This is a genomic window from Staphylococcus sp. HMSC061G12 (assembly GCF_001838465.1).
GTDB classification, from domain to species: domain Bacteria; phylum Bacillota; class Bacilli; order Staphylococcales; family Staphylococcaceae; genus Staphylococcus; species Staphylococcus simulans.
Genome location: NZ_KV837055.1, coordinates 25,757 through 46,098, shown reverse-complemented (window position 1 = coordinate 46,098; position 20,342 = coordinate 25,757). Strand labels below are relative to the sequence as shown.

20 protein-coding genes are annotated in these 20,342 nt (G+C 36.0%); 10 read left to right on the top strand and 10 right to left on the bottom strand.

Annotated features, from left to right (window positions below; all coding sequences use genetic code 11):
• The 3 genes from HMPREF2937_RS04260 to HMPREF2937_RS04250 all read right to left on the bottom strand — a co-directional run bounded on the left by HMPREF2937_RS04260 (position 1) and on the right by HMPREF2937_RS04250 (position 3,100).
• Positions 1-1,524: a peptide MFS transporter gene (locus HMPREF2937_RS04260; protein ID WP_002481519.1), complete on the bottom strand. Its 1,524-nt coding sequence runs from the start codon at positions 1,522-1,524 to the stop codon at positions 1-3.
• A 182-nt stretch (positions 1,525-1,706) separates the two neighbouring features.
• Positions 1,707-2,210, bottom strand: a complete 504-nt coding sequence (gene queF, locus HMPREF2937_RS04255) for a preQ(1) synthase (protein ID WP_002481520.1) — start codon at positions 2,208-2,210, stop codon at positions 1,707-1,709.
• A gap of 2 nt (positions 2,211-2,212) precedes the next feature.
• Positions 2,213-3,100: a DMT family transporter gene (locus tag HMPREF2937_RS04250; RefSeq protein WP_002481521.1), complete on the bottom strand. Its 888-nt coding sequence runs from the start codon at positions 3,098-3,100 to the stop codon at positions 2,213-2,215.
• Positions 3,101-3,985: 885 nt separating this feature from the next.
• On the opposite strand from HMPREF2937_RS04250, the gene nrdI reads away from it, so the two are divergent.
• The 7 genes from nrdI to HMPREF2937_RS04215 all read left to right on the top strand — a co-directional run bounded on the left by nrdI (position 3,986) and on the right by HMPREF2937_RS04215 (position 11,637).
• Complete coding sequence (nrdI, locus tag HMPREF2937_RS04245) at positions 3,986-4,387, top strand: class Ib ribonucleoside-diphosphate reductase assembly flavoprotein NrdI (protein WP_023015387.1); 402 nt, start codon at positions 3,986-3,988, stop codon at positions 4,385-4,387.
• Entirely contained in the window at positions 4,350-6,455 is a 2,106-nt protein-coding gene (gene nrdE / locus HMPREF2937_RS04240) for a class 1b ribonucleoside-diphosphate reductase subunit alpha (protein ID WP_023015386.1), read from the top strand. Before nrdI ends, nrdE begins: the two co-directional genes overlap by 38 nt.
• 112 nt (positions 6,456-6,567) lie before the next feature.
• Positions 6,568-7,542, top strand: coding sequence for a class 1b ribonucleoside-diphosphate reductase subunit beta (nrdF, locus tag HMPREF2937_RS04235; protein ID WP_002481524.1), 975 nt, complete (start codon positions 6,568-6,570; stop codon positions 7,540-7,542).
• Between the two features lie 317 nt (positions 7,543-7,859).
• On the top strand, positions 7,860-8,816 hold the full coding sequence (locus HMPREF2937_RS04230; protein ID WP_180364616.1) for an ABC transporter permease: 957 nt from the start codon (positions 7,860-7,862) through the stop codon (positions 8,814-8,816).
• Positions 8,806-9,765, top strand: a complete 960-nt coding sequence (locus HMPREF2937_RS04225; protein WP_002481526.1) for an iron chelate uptake ABC transporter family permease subunit — start codon at positions 8,806-8,808, stop codon at positions 9,763-9,765. Before HMPREF2937_RS04230 ends, HMPREF2937_RS04225 begins: the two co-directional genes overlap by 11 nt.
• Positions 9,765-10,523, top strand: coding sequence for an iron ABC transporter ATP-binding protein (locus HMPREF2937_RS04220; RefSeq protein WP_002481527.1), 759 nt, complete (start codon positions 9,765-9,767; stop codon positions 10,521-10,523). Before HMPREF2937_RS04225 ends, HMPREF2937_RS04220 begins: the two co-directional genes overlap by 1 nt.
• An 85-nt stretch (positions 10,524-10,608) precedes the next feature.
• On the top strand, positions 10,609-11,637 hold the full coding sequence (locus tag HMPREF2937_RS04215; protein ID WP_002481528.1) for a ferrated catecholamine ABC transporter substrate-binding lipoprotein SstD: 1,029 nt from the start codon (positions 10,609-10,611) through the stop codon (positions 11,635-11,637).
• Positions 11,638-11,753: 116 nt separating this feature from the next.
• Here the strand turns inward: HMPREF2937_RS04215 and HMPREF2937_RS04210 are convergent, their stop codons facing one another.
• The 3 genes from HMPREF2937_RS04210 to HMPREF2937_RS04200 all read right to left on the bottom strand — a co-directional run bounded on the left by HMPREF2937_RS04210 (position 11,754) and on the right by HMPREF2937_RS04200 (position 13,600).
• A complete protein-coding gene (locus HMPREF2937_RS04210; protein WP_070864095.1) occupies positions 11,754-12,080 on the bottom strand; it encodes a CHY zinc finger protein in 327 nt (108 codons plus the stop codon).
• Entirely contained in the window at positions 12,073-12,996 is a 924-nt protein-coding gene (gene murB / locus HMPREF2937_RS04205) for a UDP-N-acetylmuramate dehydrogenase (protein ID WP_023015383.1), read from the bottom strand. Before murB ends, HMPREF2937_RS04210 begins: the two co-directional genes overlap by 8 nt.
• 76 nt (positions 12,997-13,072) lie before the next feature.
• Complete coding sequence (locus HMPREF2937_RS04200) at positions 13,073-13,600, bottom strand: GrpB family protein (protein WP_070864094.1); 528 nt, start codon at positions 13,598-13,600, stop codon at positions 13,073-13,075.
• A gap of 107 nt (positions 13,601-13,707) precedes the next feature.
• Between HMPREF2937_RS04200 and HMPREF2937_RS04195 the strand changes: the two genes are divergently transcribed.
• From HMPREF2937_RS04195 to HMPREF2937_RS04185, 3 genes are all read left to right on the top strand, one after another.
• Entirely contained in the window at positions 13,708-14,610 is a 903-nt protein-coding gene (locus HMPREF2937_RS04195; RefSeq protein WP_002481531.1) for an EMYY motif lipoprotein, read from the top strand.
• A gap of 133 nt (positions 14,611-14,743) precedes the next feature.
• Positions 14,744-15,064: a bacillithiol system redox-active protein YtxJ gene (gene ytxJ / locus HMPREF2937_RS04190; RefSeq protein ID WP_002481532.1), complete on the top strand. Its 321-nt coding sequence runs from the start codon at positions 14,744-14,746 to the stop codon at positions 15,062-15,064.
• A gap of 232 nt (positions 15,065-15,296) precedes the next feature.
• Positions 15,297-16,436 carry a glycerate kinase gene (locus HMPREF2937_RS04185; RefSeq protein WP_070864093.1) on the top strand — a complete coding sequence of 380 codons (1,140 nt, stop codon included), beginning with the start codon at positions 15,297-15,299 and terminating at the stop codon, positions 16,434-16,436.
• Between the two features lie 117 nt (positions 16,437-16,553).
• On the opposite strand, the gene pepT is transcribed toward HMPREF2937_RS04185, so the two are convergent.
• The 4 genes from pepT to HMPREF2937_RS04165 form a co-directional block, all read right to left on the bottom strand.
• Complete coding sequence (pepT, locus tag HMPREF2937_RS04180; protein ID WP_070864092.1) at positions 16,554-17,783, bottom strand: peptidase T; 1,230 nt, start codon at positions 17,781-17,783, stop codon at positions 16,554-16,556.
• 14 nt (positions 17,784-17,797) lie between these two features.
• Positions 17,798-18,292 (bottom strand): threonine/serine exporter family protein, encoded by a 495-nt coding sequence (locus HMPREF2937_RS04175; RefSeq protein ID WP_031262607.1) that lies wholly within the window; start codon positions 18,290-18,292, stop codon positions 17,798-17,800.
• Positions 18,293-18,313: 21 nt separating this feature from the next.
• Positions 18,314-19,078, bottom strand: a complete 765-nt coding sequence (locus HMPREF2937_RS04170) for a threonine/serine exporter family protein (RefSeq protein WP_002481536.1) — start codon at positions 19,076-19,078, stop codon at positions 18,314-18,316.
• A 162-nt stretch (positions 19,079-19,240) separates the two neighbouring features.
• Positions 19,241-20,305: a GGDEF domain-containing protein GdpS gene (locus HMPREF2937_RS04165; RefSeq protein ID WP_023015380.1), complete on the bottom strand. Its 1,065-nt coding sequence runs from the start codon at positions 20,303-20,305 to the stop codon at positions 19,241-19,243.
• Positions 20,306-20,342: the final 37 nt, after the last annotated feature.

The following is a 20,342-nucleotide window of genomic DNA, read 5'->3' as shown; positions in this document are numbered from 1 at the left end:
TTAGTGAATACCTTTCATTGCACGACGTACAAATGGTGAAATAATCACAAGCAATACCCCGATAGCTAGTGTCAGTAAACCAGAGTATAAGAAGTATTGACCTGAATCCATTTTAGCGTATACAACAACTAGCTGCGCATTCAGACCTTGTGCAGTCGCATTACTTAACATCCATAAGCTCATCATTTGTGCTGTAAAGGCATATGGTGCAAGTTTTGTCGTAGTAGCTAGACCGACAGGTGAGATACATAACTCACCGATTGTGATTAATAAGAAGCTTAAGACTAACCAGATAGGGTGAATCAGTTCTCCAGGTGCTAATCCACCAGCTAAAGGAACGACCATGATTAAATATGAAACCCCACCGATGATGGCACCTAATGCGAATTTAATGACAGTAGGTGGGTTGTGTTTGCCGAGTTTGACCCATAACATCGCAAAGAGTGGTGCTAACGCTACGATAAAGATAGGGTTCAATGATTGGAACCAAGCAGCTGGAATATCGAAATGAATCGCGCCGCCTGTTAATTTAGCTAAGCTTAATTCTGTTTTCTTATCTGCAAAGTTTGCCAAGATTGTAGAACCTTGCTCTTGGATCATCCAGAAAGCTACAGAAGTGATGTATAACGGTACATAACTGCCGACACGAGATTTTTCTTCTGGTGTCACTTTCTTGCTGACAAGCATGTAAACTACAATGTAAATTGGTAAAGCAATTCCGATAAATGTAACTAATAAACTGAAGTTTTCAATTGTTAATGCATTGAATGACTTTAAAACGATTAAATAAATGGCAAACGCTGCGACGATTGCTAAAGCAATTAAAGAGAATTTCTTAGTATCTTCTTTAGTTAATGGATTATGTACAGATAACCCTGCTAAATTTAAATACTTTTTACGTTTAGACCAGTAAACAACTAAACCGATAAACATCCCGACAGCTGCTGTTGCAAAACCAGCATGGAAACCAACACGTGTTTGTAAGTAACCAGTTAAAATAGGTGAAATTAAAGCACCTAAGTTAATTCCCATGTAGAAAATAGTGAAGGCTGCATCAACACGGTTGTCGTTTTTATCGTATAATTCGCCGACTGTTGTAGAAATGTTTGGTTTTAACAAACCTGTCCCGATAATCAAGAGTAATAAAGCAATCATAACGGCGGTTAGGCTGCCCGGTAAACTTAAAATAATATGACCGAACATAATGAGAATACCACCGAAGAACACAGCGTGTTGTGTTCCTGTGATACGGTCAGCAATCCAGCCCCCGATAACCCCAGACATATAGATTAATGTTCCGTATAAAGCAACAATCTGCATGGCAACAGACTCATCTAAGCCGAATCCGCCTTTAGCCACAGAATAATACAGGTAGTAAACTAAAATAGCTTTCATACCATAGTAACTGAATCTCTCCCAAAACTCAGTAAAGAATAATGTGCTTAATCCCTTCGGATGACCAAAGAAACCAGTTCGTGGTGTGCTTTGAATAACTTCTTCGCGTGTATATTGTTTCTTGTTCATAAATTTCCCCCTAAGAATGACTTAAAATAATTTTAAGCTATTAAAAGTGTATATACAAGAAAATTCTGAAAATTAATGAAGCTACCTTTTACATTTTTTGTAATAAAAAGTTATGTATCCGCTTCCCACAAAATAAAAAACAACCCGAATTTAATCAGGTTGTTCTTCAAATAAATCTGCAATTATCTATTATCTATCGTTTCTGGATATAAATCGTGATTCATCATGCGATATTCAGCCATTTTTTCATACTTAGAATCAGGACGGCCATAGTTTGTATAAGGGTCAATAGAAATACCGCCGCGTGGCGTGAATTTACCCCAAACTTCAATATAATGCGGATCCATTAATTCAATTAAGTCATTCATAATAATATTCATACAATCTTCGTGGAAATCACCATGATTTCTAAAACTGAATAAATAAAGTTTCAATGATTTAGATTCTACCATTTTGATATTCGGAATATATGAAATGTAGATAGTAGCGAAATCTGGTTGGCCTGTAATCGGACATAATGATGTAAATTCAGGACAATTGAATTTTACAAAGTAGTCGCGTCCTTGATGTTTATTATCGAAAGACTCTAACACATCTGGACGATAATTAAAGTCATATTGGTTATTTTGATTACCAAGCAATGTAAGATCTTCTAAATCTTCTTTGCTTCTGCCTTGTTGTGACATATTTATTTTCCTCCTCTATGAGACGATTGTACTGGTTTTCTGCTTTGTCTGCGTGCTTTTTCGAACATATAGTAGCTGGCACTGATAATAATGACATAACCTAGTGTAGCATATAAATCCGGTGATTCTCCGAAAATGATGATACCCATTAACGCTGTAAAGATAATGGAAGCATACGTAAAGATTGAAATATCTTTTGCAGGTGCAAAACTATATGCGAGTGTAATTCCGATTTGACCGACAGCAGCTGATAAGCCGGCACCTACTAAATAAATCATTTGCAGGCCTGACATCGGTACATACGTAAAGATAACGAATGGAATTAAAGCAATAATTGAGAAGAAAGAGAAGTAAAAGACAATCGTATAAGGTGCTTCTCTTGTACTTAATGCACGTACACAAGTATAAGCTGATGCGGCGAAGATACCTGAGAATAATCCGACGATAGCTGGAATCATTTCTGAAGAGAATTGCGGTTGTACAACAAATAACATACCGACAATTGCGACTAACATCGCTGTAATTTGATATTTACGGATTTTCTCATGCAAGAAAATCATACTGAGTAAAATCGTCCAGAAAGGATTAAGCTTCATCAATGTATCTGCGTCACTTAACAGCATATGGTCTATAGCGTAAATGTTAAATAAGACACCGATTAAACCAAGGGTTGAACGTGCAATTAATAAGGGCTGACTGCTTAATTTACCAAACATGGGTTGTTTGTATTTATATAAGAAATACAGTGGGATGAGCATTGCGACTAAGTTTCTAGCGAGTGACTTCTGGAAGACGGGTAAATCACCAGCAAGTCTGAAAAATAGGGACATAAAGCTGAATCCTATAGCTGAAACAAGTATCGCAATGATTCCTTTTATTTTTGGATCCATATACTTTCCTCAACTTTCCTCAAAACTTAACGTATATCATCTTAGCATATATAGAAATAAGTGCCTATATAGACTTGCTAAAGAAAATGAACATGGTATACTATAAACCGAACGTACGTTCTATACATTATATTAAATGACACGTCACTAACTGAAAGGAATGATTATTTTGTGTTGATGAATAAATTGTGTTAAGCCTTTCATGACGCAAATCAGCGGAATCTTGTGATGACAAGCGGTACACAAATTCTCAAAAAATCAAGAGCAAAATTACAATTATTTATTTTAAAATGATTTTTGGAAAAATTTAAGAACGTCAAGCATAGAGATGACGCTACTTTCATCAATTTTGACAAATTTAAAGAAAATTTTCAGGGGTGAATCTCTTTGAAATTATAATAGGTGTTCGGTATAATGAATCACATAATATAGTATTGAAGAACGGAACCTAACACTATATATTGTGGTCAAGTCCAAAAATAAGAAAATTATATTTCACTATTTTAAGGCAATTTCACACAGAATTTGCAAGATGAACAGATTGGTTAGGGGATTAACCAATCTGGTCTGTATAGTTGAGAAATCGTGTTCAAAGTTGTGATGACAAGTTATGTCTAAGCAAATAGAAATATGAGTAATTGTACTTATTTGGACAAGAGTATTGTGAAGGAATACTCGGTTAACTGATTACCAACACAATATGTAGTGGCAGGGAGCAATGCATTTAACATATCGAAATAAACTAAAACATGCAGCAGTCACAACTTCTTTTTAGAAACAGCAATACCAGTACGGCAGCCTGGCATGTTTTTTTAATTATGAATAATATGTGCATGACGCTATGTGACGATTAAGCGCGTTCTTTGTAAGAAAGCGGGTGATTCAATGAAGGTAGTATATTTTTCATTTACTGGTAACGTGAGACGATTTGTTGCAAGAACTGAATTTGAGGACACTTTAGAGATTACAAATGATAACTGCGCGGATGTGCGCTTGGATGAGCCTTATGTATTGGTCACTAGTACAATCGGCTTTGGAGAAGTGCCAGATGTTGTCAAAACATTTTTAAGTCATAACGGAAACATGATCAGAGCAGTGGTCGGCAGTGGTAACCGTAACTGGGGTCAAAACTTTGCGAAAGCCAGCGAGACCATTTCTCGAGAATATCTCGTTCCGCTATTAATGAAATTTGAAGTACAAGGTACAAAGAAAGACGTAGAAGAGTTTAAAGATAAGGTGGGGCATTTATATGAAGACTATGAACGAAAAGCAATACAATCATATTGAGTTAAATAATGAGGTTACAAAGCGTAAAGAAAATGGTTTCTTCAGCTTAGAAAAAGACCAAGAAGCGCTAGAAGTTTATTTAGAAGAAATCAAAGATCATACGATTTATTTCGATTCAGAAATCGAACGTTTGCACTATCTTGTAGATAATGATTTCTATGTAGATGTATTCCAAACATATAGTGAAGAAGACTTAAAAGAAATCACTGAATATGCACGCAGTATTCCATTTACATTTGCGAGCTATATGTCAGCAAGTAAATTCTTCAAAGATTATGCATTAAAAACAAACGATAAAAAACAATATTTAGAAGACTATACACAACACGTGACTATTGTCGCACTTTATTTAGCAGATGGTGACAAAGCGCAAGCAAAACAATTTATTTCATCTATGATTGAACAACGTTACCAACCTGCAACACCAACATTCTTAAACGCAGGCCGTGCCCGTAGAGGTGAGCTTGTATCATGTTTCTTATTAGAAGTAGATGACAGCTTAAACTCTATCAACTTTATTGATTCAACAGCGAAACAATTAAGTAAAATCGGCGGCGGTGTCGCAATCAACTTATCTAAACTTCGTGCACGTGGTGAAGCAATCAAAGGAATCAAAGGTGTCGCAAAAGGTGTCTTACCTGTAGCAAAATCACTTGAAGGCGGCTTCAGCTACGCAGACCAATTAGGTCAAAGACCAGGTGCTGGTGCTGTTTACCTAAACATCTTCCACTATGATGTTGAAGAATTCTTAGATACGAAAAAAGTAAACGCAGATGAAGACCTTCGTCTAGCAACAATTTCTACAGGTTTAATCGTACCTGCTAAATTCTTTGAACTTGCAAAAGAAGGTAAAGACTTCTACATGTTCGCACCACACACAGTTTACAATGAATACGGTGTAACATTAGATGATATCGATCTTGATAAATACTATGATGAAATGGTCGAAAATCCGAATGTCTTAAAACGTAAAAAAGATGCACGAGAAATGTTAAATACAATTGCTCAAACACAATTACAATCAGGTTATCCTTATTTAATGTTTAAAGATAACGCAAACAAAGTACATGCCAACTCAAACATTGGACAAATCAAAATGAGTAACTTATGTACTGAAATCTTCCAATTACAAGAAACATCTATTATCAATGACTATGGTGTGGAAGATGAAATCAAACGTGACATTTCATGTAACTTAGGTTCGTTGAACATTGTCAATGTGATGGAATCAGGTAAATTCAGAGATTCTGTACACACAGGTATGGATGCTTTAACAGTTGTAAGTGACGAAGCAAACATCCAAAACGCACCAGGTGTACGTAAAGCAAACAGTGAATTGCACTCTGTTGGTTTAGGTGTTATGAACTTGCATGGTTACCTTGCGAAGAACCAAATCGGTTATGAATCTGAAGAAGCAAAAGACTTCGCAAATGTGTTCTTCATGATGATGAACTATTACTCAATCGAGCGTTCAATGCAAATTGCGAAAGAACGCGGCGAAGCTTATAAAGAATTTGAGAAATCAGATTATGCGAGCGGTAAATACTTTGAAAAGTATACAGAAGCGGATATCGTGCCTGAATACGAAAAAGTTAAACCTTTATTTGAAGGTTTAGAAATCCCTACTGCAGAAGATTGGAAAGCTTTAGCAGAAGATGTTAAGCAATATGGTTTATATCATGCTTATCGTCTAGCGATTGCGCCAACACAAAGTATTTCTTACGTGCAAAACGCAACAAGTTCAGTAATGCCGATTGTTGACCAAATCGAACGTCGTACGTATGGCAACGCAGAAACATTCTATCCAATGCCATTCTTATCACCACAAACAATGTGGTACTACAAATCAGCATTCAATACAGATCAAATGCGTTTAATTGATTTAGTAGCAACAATCCAACAACACGTTGACCAAGGTATCTCAACAATCCTTTACGTTAACTCAGAAATCTCTACACGTGAATTAGCACGTTTATATGTCTATGCACATCATAAAGGTCTAAAATCACTTTATTATACACGTAACAAATTATTAAGCGTAGAAGAATGTACAAGCTGCGCAATCTAATGAAGCCTATCAAGGAACAATCCTAATGAGGTTGTTCCTCTAAACATATAAATTTTTTAAACGGAATTTGAACGAGTAAAATTAAAAATCAAGAATGGGGAAATGCACTTTGATGATTGCTGTCAATTGGAACACGCAAGAAGATATGACAAACATGTTTTGGCGACAAAACATCTCCCAAATGTGGGTAGAAACTGAATTTAAAGTTTCTAAAGATATTGCGAGTTGGAAAACATTAACACCAGAAGAACAAGATACATTTAAGAAGGCACTTGCAGGTTTAACAGGTTTAGATACACATCAAGCTGATGACGGCATGCCTTTAGTCATGATGCATACAAAAGATTTACGTAAAAAAGCTGTCTACTCATTTATGGGTATGATGGAACAAATCCATGCGAAAAGTTATTCTCACATTTTCACAACATTATTACCATCTAGTGAGACAAACTATCTTTTAGATACATGGGTACTTGAAGAACCACATTTAAAATTCAAATCAGATAAAATTGTGGGTAACTATCATAAATTATGGAGAAAAGATGCATCAGTATATGACCAATATATGGCACGTGTATCTAGTGTGTTCTTAGAAACATTCTTATTCTATTCTGGATTCTACTATCCACTTTATCTTGCTGGACAAGGTCGTATGACAACATCTGGTGAAATCATCCGTAAGATTTTATTAGATGAGTCTATCCACGGTGTGTTCACTGGTTTAGATGCGCAACACATGCGTAATGAACTTTCAGAAAATGAAAAACAACGTGCAGATCAAGAAATGTATAAACTATTAGATGAGTTATACAAAAACGAAGTTTCTTATACACATTCACTATATGACCAAATTGGTTTAACAGATGATGTATTGAACTATGTACGTTATAACGGAAACAAAGCATTATCGAACTTAGGTTTTGAACCTTATTTCGAAGAACGCGAATTCAACCCAATTATCGAAAACGCATTAGATACGTCAACGAAAAACCATGACTTCTTCTCAGTTAAAGGTGACGGTTATACGTTAGCGTTAAACGTAGAAGCATTACGTGATGAAGACTTTATTTTTGATGATGAAAAATAAATAATATCATTTTGAAGAGCATTGATTCTGACTGTGAAAACAGTTTGAAGTCATTGCTCTTTTTTTGTTTTAAAAAAATGTAATTGAAAATAAAATATGTTGAAGCAAAAGAGTTAATCGAAATAAAGAGAGAAAAAATACATTCTATCTCAGGGAATAGCCTATATTTGTAAAAGAATTTTCCTGAAAATGTTTGAAAAGCATTGATAAAACAGGAAAAACTGATATGATAGAAAGTAAGTGAAAATGATTATCAGTTACAGTTAATCATTAAATGTTTTTAGAGGGGATAGGAGTTTCAAATGATTAAACAACTCATGCGCTTTCCAGTTTTATTAATTCTTTTTATATTTTTGACTATCCTTTCATTGTTTGTGGGTGTTAGTCAGCTTTCTATTACACAAATTTTTCATTTAACCGCAGATCAGCAAAATATACTTGTTTCGAGCCGTATTCCAAGGACAGTCAGTATTATCATTTCAGGCAGTTCTTTAGCACTGGCTGGCCTGATTATGCAACAGATGATGCAAAACAAGTTCGTCAGTCCGACAACTGCAGGGACGATGGAGTGGGCGAAACTAGGGATCCTCATCTCATTAATCTTCTTTCCGCAAGCGCATATTTTAATTAAGCTGTTATTCGCTATGATACTTAGTATCGGCGGAACATTCTTCTTTATGAAATTGATTCAAATTATACGCTTTAAAGATGTTATATTCGTGCCGTTACTCGGTATTATGATTGGCGGTATTATATCTAGTTTAACAACGTTTGTGGCATTAAGGACGAATGCACTGCAAAGTATTGGGAACTGGTTGAACGGTAACTTTGCGATTATCACAAGCGGTCGATATGAAGTCTTATATTTAAGCATCCCATTGCTTATTGTTACGTATATTTTTGCCAACTATTTCACTATTGCTGGTATGGGTAAAGACTTCAGCCATAACTTAGGAGTCAACTACGATCGAATTATGATGTTCGGCTTAACGATTACCGCAACAATGACCGCATTAGTCGTTGTGACAGTTGGTACTTTACCGTTCTTAGGCTTAATTGTGCCGAATATTGTGTCTATCTATAGAGGAGACCATTTAAAAAATGCCTTGCCGCACACTGCAGTCTTAGGTGCGATTTTTGTATTGGTGTCCGACATCTTAGGACGTGTGATTGTTTATCCATATGAAATCAATATCGGATTGACTATCGGTGTCTTCGGGACATTAATTTTCTTAGTAATGTTATTTAAAGGGAGTCGCAACTATGAGTCATAAACAAAGTAATATCAGATTATTTATATTATTGGGTGTAGTTGTGGTAACAGGTATTTTATATCTCTTGTTAGGCATTGACTTTGATATCTTTGCGTATCAGATACAAAGTCGAATCAGGAAACTGATTTTAATGATTTTAGTCGGTGCAGCGATTGGTACCTCTGTCATTATATTCCAAGCGATTACAGTCAACCGATTATTAACACCGTCTATGATGGGATTAGATGCGGTCTATATGTTTGTCAAAGTTGTCTTAGTCTTTATCTTTGGTATTCAATCAATGGCAGTGACAAATATTTATCTCAACTTTGCGTTAACATTAGTCGCAATGATTATATTCGCACTCATTCTATTCCAGGGTGTTTTTAAATACGGTAACTTCTCAGTGTACTTTATCTTATTAATCGGTGTGATTTTAGGTACATTCTTTAGAAGTATCACTGGCTTTATCGAACTCGTAATCAACCCTGAAGATTTCTTAGCTGTACAAAGTTCAATGTTTGCGAACTTTAATGCATCGAACTCAAAGTTAGTTGCCATCAGCAGCATTGTCTTAGTTATTCTAATTTTAATTACAATTAAAATCTTGCCTTATTTAGACGTATTACTATTAGGGAAAGCACAGGCATTGAACTTAGGTGTCAACTATACACGAATGACACGTTTATTAATGATTATGGTCGCGTTATTAACTTCAATCGCTACAGCGCTTGTTGGTCCGATTACATTCTTAGGGTTATTAACTGTGAACATTGCGCATGAAGTCATGAAAACATATGAACATAAATACTTATTACCTGCGACAATATTTTTAAGCTGGATCAGCTTATTTACTGCAGAATGGATTGTAGAACATTTATTTGAAGCCACGACAGAAGTAAGTATCCTCATCAACTTAATCGGAGGAAGTTACTTCGTATACTTATTGATTAAAAGGAGAAATTCATGATGATACAAGTTCAAGATTTAAATAAAACGATTCATGATAAACCGATTCTTAAAGATATTAACGTAGAAATTCGTAAAGGACGTTTGACGTCATTAATAGGTCCAAACGGCGCAGGTAAAAGTACCTTATTATCTGCGGTCAGCCGTTTAATGGATATAGATACAGGTTCTATAGAACTTGAACACGAAGGTATTGGTGCATTTACAAGTAATGAAATTGCGAAGAAGCTTTCAGTTTTAAAACAAACGAATCATACGGAACTAAATATTACAGTCGAACAATTAGTCGCATTCGGTCGCTTCCCATACTCTAAAGGCCGATTAGACGATACAGATAAAGAAAAAATCAATGAAGCTTTAGATTTACTCCAACTACAAGAAATCAGAGATCGTAATCTTAAAACACTTTCAGGTGGTCAACGTCAACGTGCTTATATTGCGATGACAATCGCACAAGATACAGAATGCATCTTATTAGACGAACCGCTGAATAATCTAGACATGAAATATTCAGTAGAAATTATGAAAACATTGAGAAAGCTAACACGAGAACATGGCAAAACAATTGTAATTGTATTACACGATATCAACTTTGCGTCTAGTTATTCAGATGATGTAATTGCGATGAAAGATGGCGAAATCGTCAAAGCGAGTGAACGAGACGAAGTTATTCAACCAAGCATCTTAAGACATCTTTATGACATGGATGTCGATATCGAATGCATCAGAGGCCAAAGAATTTGCCTATATTATAGTTAAACACTGACCATTTGAAAGGGGTGATGCCGATTTTTTACGGCATATCAAGACGGGGGTCTAACACATTTCAGGAGGATAAAGAAAAATGAAGAAATTAGGCTTATTTATTTTAGTTAGTATTATGTTTTTACTTGCTGCGTGTGGTAATGGCAGTGATTCAAAAGAAAGTTCAGAAAAAGGTTCATCAGATAAAAAGACAGTTAAAATTGAAAATAATTACCAATTAAGAAGTGAAGATCCTAAAGGCGGCGATGAAAAAGGGGTTAAAAATGAAGTTGAAGTACCAGTGAACCCTAAAAATGCTGTCGTTTTAGACTATGGTGCATTAGATACACTTAAAGCTATGGGCGTCGCAGATAAAGTTAAAGCAGTACCTAAAGGTGAAGGCAACAGCACATTACCAGACTTCTTAAAAGAATTTAAAGATGACAAATACATCAACACAGGTTCTTTAAAAGAAGTGAACTTCGACAAAATTGCACAAGCTAAACCAGAAGTTATCTTCATTTCATCACGTACAGCTAACCAAAAGAATTTAGATGAATTCAAAAAAGCAGCACCAGATGCTAAAGTTGTTTATGTAGGTGCTGATGATAAAGACTATGTCAATTCAGTGAAGAAAAATGCTGAAAACTTAGGTAAAATTTACGACAAAGAAGATAAAGCGAAGTCATTAAATAAAGAATTAGACAAAAAAATCGCTGACATGAAAGATAAAACAAAAGATTTTGATAAAAAAGTAATGTACTTATTAGTAAACGAAGGTGAATTATCAACTTTCGGTCCTAAAGAACGTTTCGGCAGCTTAGTTTATAACACATTAGGCTTTAAACCAGCTGACAGCAAAATCAAAGGCAGCTCACATGGTCAAAATGTAACAAACGAATACATCAATGAGAAAAATCCAGATGTGATTTTAGCAATGGACCGTGGTCAAGCTATCGGTAGTAAATCAACTGCGAAACAAGTCTTAGGAAACGATGTAATTAAGAATGTTAAAGCAGTTAAAGACGATGAAATTTATGAACTTGATCCGAAATTATGGTACTTTGCTTCAGGTTCAACAACTACAACAATGAAACAAATTGACGAATTAAAAGAGGTTGTTAAATAATAATTACCGTTTTTAATAGGGGGAAGATGGTAATTAAAAAAACCGAGTCGGAATGCAATATATTTCCGGCTCGGTTTTATTTAGTTTAAATTGTCATTAATTTGTATACTGTTACTTTAAACGTCAAAGTATAAAGGATAATGTGCAGCGCATCTGGGATTGAATTGCGCACCACAGTGCGGACAATGGTCTGTTTCCATATATTCCTTGATTGACAATGTGGTGTCACATACACCACATAAAATCGCATGTTCATCGAATTCTGATTTTGACCATAGCACAGGTGCATGTTCTTCTGATTCATTATGGCAATGAATACATGCATAGAATTTATTACAGCATTTGAATTTAATGGCGATAACATCAACAGGTGTATGGTAATGCGTACAACGCGTCTCATTGTCTAGACCGATACCATGAACGGTATGATGTTTATTATTCATCTTCTGGATGATCACCAATAACACGTACTTCTGGATGCAATTCGACATCAAATTTTTCTTTAACGACTTGTTGTACATGGTGAATCAAGTCTTCATAATCTGTCGCAGTACCGTTATCAACATTGACCATAAATCCAGCATGTTTCGTTGAAACTTCAACACCGCCGATACGGTGGCCTTGTAAGTCAGAGTCTTGAATTAATTTACCCGCAAAGTGGCCTGGTGGTCTTTGGAAAACACTGCCGCATGAAGGATATTCAAGAGGTTGTTTAGACTCACGACGTTCTGTTAGATCGTCCATAACGGCTTGGATTTCATCTTGTTTGCCAGGTGTTAAGTTAAATGCAGCTTCTAGCACAACCAAGTGTTGTTTTTGAACAATACTGCTTCGGTAGCCAAGTTCTAATTCATCACGTGTAAGTTGTACAAGTTCACCGCGTTCATTAACACATACCGCATAATCAATACAATCACGGACTTCGCCGCCATAAGCACCGGCATTCATAAAGACAGCACCGCCAATTGATCCTGGGATACCGCAAGCAAACTCTAAGCCAGTTAAAGATTCATCACGTGCAGTACGGGAGACATCAATAATCGCTGCACCGCTTCCTGCAATTATGACATTATCTTCAACTTTAATATAATCCATAGACAATAGGCTCAATACAATCCCGCGAATACCGCCTTCACGAATAATAATATTAGAGCCGTTGCCTAAATAAGTGACAGGAATGTTGTTGATTCTAGCAATGTGATTGATGGCTTGAACTTCTTCAAAAGTTGTCGGACTGAGATAGAAGTCAGCATTTCCTCCTGTTTGCGTATAAGTATAGCGTTTTAATGGTTCATCAACTTTAATAATTTCTTCTGGCAGAACTTTTTTCAGTTCTGTAAGAATGTCATCTTTGTGCAACGATAGAACTCCCTTTCAATTATTTTCACTTTCTTATTATAGCAATGAAACAGGCTTTTTGTGAAATACAATCCGCTTAATTCAACCCGTATCTTCGTGACAACTTTTCAAACAAAGCTGATTTACCTGTTTCATAGTCACGAATAGTCTCTGATTTAGCATGTAAAGCTTGTTTTGCTTCTGCAAATTCTGCTTGTAACTCAGAATTATGGGTTAAAGCCTCTTGCATCGTTAAATAGTGGTCATATTGATCAGATTCAATTTGTAATATGTGCAGACGAACGATTTGTTTAAGTTCTTTCATATTATTGAATTGCGCCATTACTACTTTTTTCTTATAACGGTGGTGCAAGCGATAGAAACCAGCATAATTTAATCGTTTTTCATCTAAAGCTGTAATATCATGTAAATTAGTAACGCCGACTAATAAATCTAAAATCGGTTCTGTTGGATAATTAAAATGTGCAGTACCGCCGATATGGTGGACTGTCTTAACAGGTGTATTAAGTAGACTGAGTAATAAGTCGCTTAACTCTTGAAATTGATTTTGATAATTTTGAAGCGCTTGCCTATCTTTGATTAAGGGCTGCGTTTTAGAATACATATTCAACCGTCCTTTGTAAAAGTTCTAAAAGTATTATATTATGAATTCTGACATACTCAAACATTAATCATGCAAACTATACAGATAAAAAGACAGGAGTGGACAATGTGAAAAAATGGCTTCTCGCAATAACGATTGTTTGTCTAACGCTGTCTCTTGCGGCATGCAATAGTAAAACACAGTCAGATTTAAATCACTTTGAAAAAGCGAAGCATGAAGTGGATAAAGAAGAGAAACATGTTAAACAAGTCATGGATGATATTCATTTAAATCGTTTAAGTGAATTAAGCAAATCAGATTTAACAGATAGAAACAAAACAGACTTTCAACAAATGGAGAAAGATATCGATAAGAAATTAATGCCGGCCTTTAAATCTTATAAAAAAGCCGCAAAACAGCTTCCTGCAGAAACTAAAAAGGTGAAACAATTACGTCACACGTATTTGCATGAGGTAGACCAACAAGAAAAAGCATTAAAAGATATTCGCAGCTTCGTACATTTATGTAATCAATCCATCAAAGCGAATGAAGATATTTTAAATTACACGAGATTATTTGAGAAGAATCGTGCACTTTTAGAGAAGCAAGTAACAGAAGCACGTCAAAATGGTGAAACTGAGAGTATAGATAAATTTACAAGTAAATTAAAACATCATAATAAGGAGTTGCAGAAGATTGCGAAGAAATATTTAGATGCTGACAATCCTCAAAACACTAAAACAGTCATCAAAGAAAAAATTCAACCTTTAATCAGCAAACAAATTGAAGAGTTGAATCAAGCAAGTGTATCAGAAGAAAAGACTGCAAAAGCGCATCAGACCGCAATCGAAATGTATTATAGTCTGCAAAATTATTACGAGACACGACAAAGAACCATTGACATCAGCCGTAAATTGGAGCAATATGATATGAATAAAACTCCTTTAACAGGGAATGAATTAGATAAGTACCACCATCAATTCCGTAATGATTTCAAGGGCTTAAAGAACGATGTACATCAGAATGATTGAAAAAAGCAAGAAAAATATTAGTATTTTGGTTAACATTGAAATATAAAGTGTGTATAATTAGACACATTGAAATAGGAAATGGAATGAATGGGACTATCACTTTAGGTGATAAATATTTTTAGAGGTGAATAGAATGGCTACAAAGCTGACTTCAATTGACCAGTTTAAACAAGTAATTAACGACAACAAATATGTATTTATTATGAAACACAGTAACACTTGCCCAATTTCAGCAAATGCTTACGATCAGTTCAATAAATTCTTATATGAACGTGATATCGATGGGTATTATTTAATTGTGCAAGAACAAAGAGATGTATCTGATTACATTGCAGAACAAACTGGCGTGAAGCATGAATCGCCACAAGCTTTTTATTTTGTTGATGGTGAAGTTAAATGGCATGCAAGTCATGATGACATTAATGTGACTTCACTTGCACAAGCTGAAGAGTAAACTTGCTTGTCAGGGGACACAAGCACTAATAACATAAAGTAAAAAGCGGACTCCATGCTTTTAGACGTTGGACATGAAGGGTATATGTTTCCAACACAATCTGAAAGCTTGGAGTTTTTTTAATTTAAAGCAAAACAAGCATTAGGCGTTACAGTAGGTTTTTTGAAATAAGCCCTGTATAATATTTAAGTGAATTAAACAAACATTGGGAAACTTTATTTGAGGTGACAAAATGAGAGTATTAGTCGCAATGGATGAATTTAATGGAATCGTTTCAAGTTATGAGGCGAATCGATATGTAGAAGAAGCGGTCGCTAGTCAAATTGAAGAAGCGGATATTGTCCAAGTGCCGCTGTTCAATGGGCGTCATGAATTGATGGACTCTGTCTTCTTATGGCAGTCTGGCACGAAATATCGTGTGAATGTCCATGATGCAGATATGAAACAAGTTGAAGGTGTTTATGGTAAGACTGAGAGCGGCATGACGATTATTGAAGCGGATTTATTCTTACAAGGGAATCGACCGCTGACAGAGCGTACCAGCTATGGTTTAGGTGAATTGATTGCGGCAGCATTAGATAATGATGCCAAGCATTTAGTGATTTCACTCGGTAATATCGCAAGTTTTGACGGCGGTGCTGGTATGCTGCAAGCGTTAGGTGCCAAATATTACAACGATGAAGGTGAACCTGTCGATGCGAAAGAAGGCGTAGGCGTATTAAAATACATTCGGCGTGTAGACTTCTCAGGCCTTGACCAACGATTAAAAGAAACGCGTATCCAACTCGTCTCTGACTTTGCCAGCAAGATGTATGGTAAAGAAAGTGAAATCATGCAAGTTTATAAATTGTTAGAGATTTCTAGAGAAGAAGCTGCGACAATTGATAATTTAGTTTGGTATTTCAGCGAAATCTTAAAAAATGAAACACGTACGGTGACAAGTACAGTAGAACGCGGTGGTGCAGGTGGCGGTATTGCGGCTGTCTTAGCTGCACTTTATAACGCAGAAGTTCTAACAAGTCATAGCTTAGTGGATCAAATTACGCACTTAGAAAACTTGATTGAACAAGCAGATTTAATTATGTTCGGTGAAGGTATCAATGAACAAGATCATTTATTAGAAACAACATCATTAAGAATTGCAGAGCTTGCGACAAAATATCATAAGCCTTGCATTGCGATTAATGCGACAGCAGATAAATTCGATCGTTATGAAGCGTTAGGTGTTACTGGTATGTTCAACTTATTTATGACAATGCCGAAGCGCTATACAAGTTTTGAAGCCGGTTTACAAATCCGCTTCTACGCTGTCCAAGCTTTAAAGCTCCTAACAACAACATTCAATACGCAAAATTCACAAACAAAAGCATAATCAACTAATAATCTTAAATGAATAATCAAAAATGGCTGAACCCTTTGTAATTTAGGTTCAGCCATTTTAATATTTATACGTACATAGTGACGTCTCTTTAGTAACGTTAAAGTTGTATTATGCTTCGGTATTGCCTACTTCTTCTGCGATACCTACAATCACTTGTACTGCTTTTTCCATGACATCGATAGAAGCGTATTCGAATGGACCATGGAAGTTATCGCAACCTGTGAAGATGTTTGGTGTCGGTAGGCCCATAAATGATAGTTGTGAGCCGTCTGTACCACCGCGAATCGGTTCGGTATTAGGTTCAATATCTAATTGTTTGAAGACACGTTTTGGAATCTCGATGACTTCAGGTACTTCATTGATTTTTTCAGCCATATTGAAGTATTGGTCATGGACTTCTACTTCAACTGGATCATTTGAATAATCTGCGTTAATTTCATTTTTAATATCTTCAAGTAATGCTTTACGTGCTTCAAAGCGATTGCGGTCGTGATCACGTACGATATATTTCAGTTGAGCTTTTTCAGTTGTACCATTGAAGTTCATCAAGTGGAAGAAACCTTCATAGCCTTCTGTTTCTTCTGGCACTTCATCTTGTGGTAATTGACTATCGAAGCGTTCGCCTAATTTAATCGCATTAACCATGACATCTTTCGCAGAACCTGGATGTACATTGACACCATGACAAGTAATCGTTGCTTCAGCTGCGTTAAAGCTCTCAAATTGTAATTCGCCATATTGACTGCCGTCCATTGTATAGGCAAAGTCAGCCCCGAAACGAGCTACATCGAATTTATGAGGCCCGCGTCCGATTTCTTCATCTGGCGTAAATGCGACACGGATACGTCCGTGTTTCACTTCTGGATGTTCAACTAAATAGTTTAAAGCAGTCATAATTTCAGCAACACCCGCTTTATCGTCTGCGCCAAGTAATGATGTACCGTCTGTAATCATTAAAGTGTGGCCTTCTACTGATTTTAAAGCAGGGAAGACAGTTTGGTTTAATTCGCGGTCCGTATCGCCGAGTTGAATTGGCTTGCCGTCGTAGTTTTCAATGATTTGCGGCTTAACATTTGTCGCATTAAAGTCTGGTGAAGTATCCACATGAGCTAAAAAGCCTACAGTCGGTACTTCTTTTGCGATATTGCTTTCTAATGTCGCAAATAAATAGCCATTATCATCTAAGTCTGTTTCTAAACCAAGATTTTCTAATTCTTGCTTTAAAACATTTAACAAATCCCATTGTTTCTCAGTTGATGGTGTTGCTTCTGAGTCTGGATTAGATTGTGTATCAATCTCCGCATAACGTTTCAGTCTGTCGATTAATTGTTCTTTCACTTGATATGCACCCCTTAACCTCTATTATTCATGTTAAATTGTTTCCTATAGGATTTACCTTTCATTTTACCATAGTTGATTCTAATACGATTATAAATATGGTAACTGATTTCTGCACATAATATACCAAAAGCAATGGCACCTGAAATCAAGGTAACCTCTAAAAAGGTGTTGACTGCATGGGTATATTGATTTGTGACTAGGAAACGTGTGGCTTCATACGCAGCGCCCCCAGGTACAAGGGGAATGATACCTGGCACAATAAAGATAATGACAGGTTGGAAATAACGTTTTGCCATCGCATGACTCATAATTGCTAAGATAAAGCTGCCTAGGAAAGAAGCAGCCACTTTACCTGAGTTCAAATCCATCGAAATGATGTAGATGGTCCATCCCATTGCGCCTACATAACCGCATGCCGGCAATTGTTTACGCGGCGCGTTAAATAGGATTGAAAATAGCAATGTAGAACAAAAGCTGATAACAAAGTGAAATAAATAATGTAAGATCAATTCTGTAACACGCCTTTCTTAAAAGAAGAGTAAAATAATCGCAACACCGGCACCAATCGCAAAGGCAGTCAATGCAGCTTCCATACCGCGTGACATCCCAGCAAGCAATTCACCGGCCATTAAATCTCTGATTGCATTAGTGATTAAAATACCTGGTACTAAGACCATGACCCCTGAAATGGTAATAATATCTTGGTTGATGGACAGTCCGAGTTTATGACTGATGGCGGCGACACTAATGACAACAATGGCACTGATAAACTCAGAAAAGAATTTGATTTGAATAAAACGTTGAACGAAATCGAATGTTAAGAAAGCACCTGCACCCGCCAAAATGGCAAAAATGGAATCTTGTGCAACGCCTCCAAACATAAATAAGAAAAATCCACAGGCAATAGAAGCGGCTAAAAATTTAGTTAAATATGAATATTGCAGTGAAGCATGTTCTAAATGAATCAATTCTGATTTTGCTTCATCAATCGTTAGTTCATTTTTAGCGATTTTACGTGAAATATTATTGGCTAGGGCAATTTTTTCTAAGTCCGTTGTTCTATCACGCACACGAATCAATCGTGTGTTCGTTCGGTCGTTTAATGAGAATATAATCGCAGTATTCGACACGAAACTGTTGGTATTATCTAAACCAAAACTATAAGCGATGCGAGACATCGTATCTTCAACACGATATGTTTCTGCGCCGCTTTCAAGTAATATCTTTCCTGCAGTGAGTACAACGTCTATCACTTTGTTCTCATCTATTATGGTAATTGCTTCTTCAGGCACCTTTTTGCGCTCCTTCTCGTTTGATTTTGTTGACACTTGAAAGTTTACAGGGAACAGTAAAAAGTTGCAATAGAACATCGATGATTGCAATAGAAATGAAAAAAAGAGACAAGAACCGTAATAGATTCTTGTCTCAATATGTCATTTTTTGAAACAAATGGTTTATTTAACAATTGGGTTAAACATCACTTGGTTACGCCCTTCATTTTTAGCCATATGCAACATATCATCTGCATCTTTAAAGACTTTACGTTGTGATTTGTAATCGTCTGCGGTTAAATAACCGATACCGATAGATACAGAGAGTTTGATGACTTCTTTATTCGGTAAGTGGAATGTTGATTGTTCCACGCCTGCACGAATACTTTCAGCCAGTTTCACACTTTGGTCAAGTGAATAACCAAGCAGTACTACTGAGAATTCTTCGCCGCCGTTTCTGAATATTTTCATGTTCGGTGGCACATAGTTGATTAATAGTTGTGAGATTTGTTTTAAGACTGCGTCTCCTGAACGGTGCGTAAAGGCATCGTTTACATCTTTGAAGCCGTCGATATCAATTAAAAGTAAACCTAAACTTGTATTTTTATCATCTGCTTTGTCTGTCATTTTATTTAAATGACGATCAAATTCTTTTACATTGCCAAGTCCAGTTAAATAATCATAACGTTCTTCGTTTTCATATCGTTGGACAAGTGTGAAGAAACGCCAAATATCTACAAAGATAATGGAAGATGCGATAGTAACGATAAATGATATCGGAATTAAGTATATAATTTCTTGTAATGTATAGAAGTGCGTAATCATTGAAACGACACTTAAGATAACTAAACTTACGACGTTCAAGATTTGAAGAGACACAATATCATTTTGTTTGATAAAGGGTCCGATGATGCTTACAGCTAAGGCGATAATTAATAAAGCAATATTATATGCCAAAGGATCGCCGTAAACGAAAACATCTACGACAAAAATAATAGCTGCAGCCACCATAGTAAAGAAGACGTTTGTATAACGTCCTAAGAATAAGAGCGGCACAAATGTTAAATAAAGTAAATAATTATGAACTGGTATCGGATAGGCCGCAAGTAAAAGTGCGACGACAGTCATAAGAATCGTGACATAAGTTTGTGAAAACTTCATTTGTTTCGTTTCTGAATATTGCAGTCTATGAAAGAGATAGATACCTGCAACAGTCACCGAAGTATTGTAAATGATAGCTTCAATCATAATTGATCTGCTCCTTTGTATAACCACTTAGTTATTG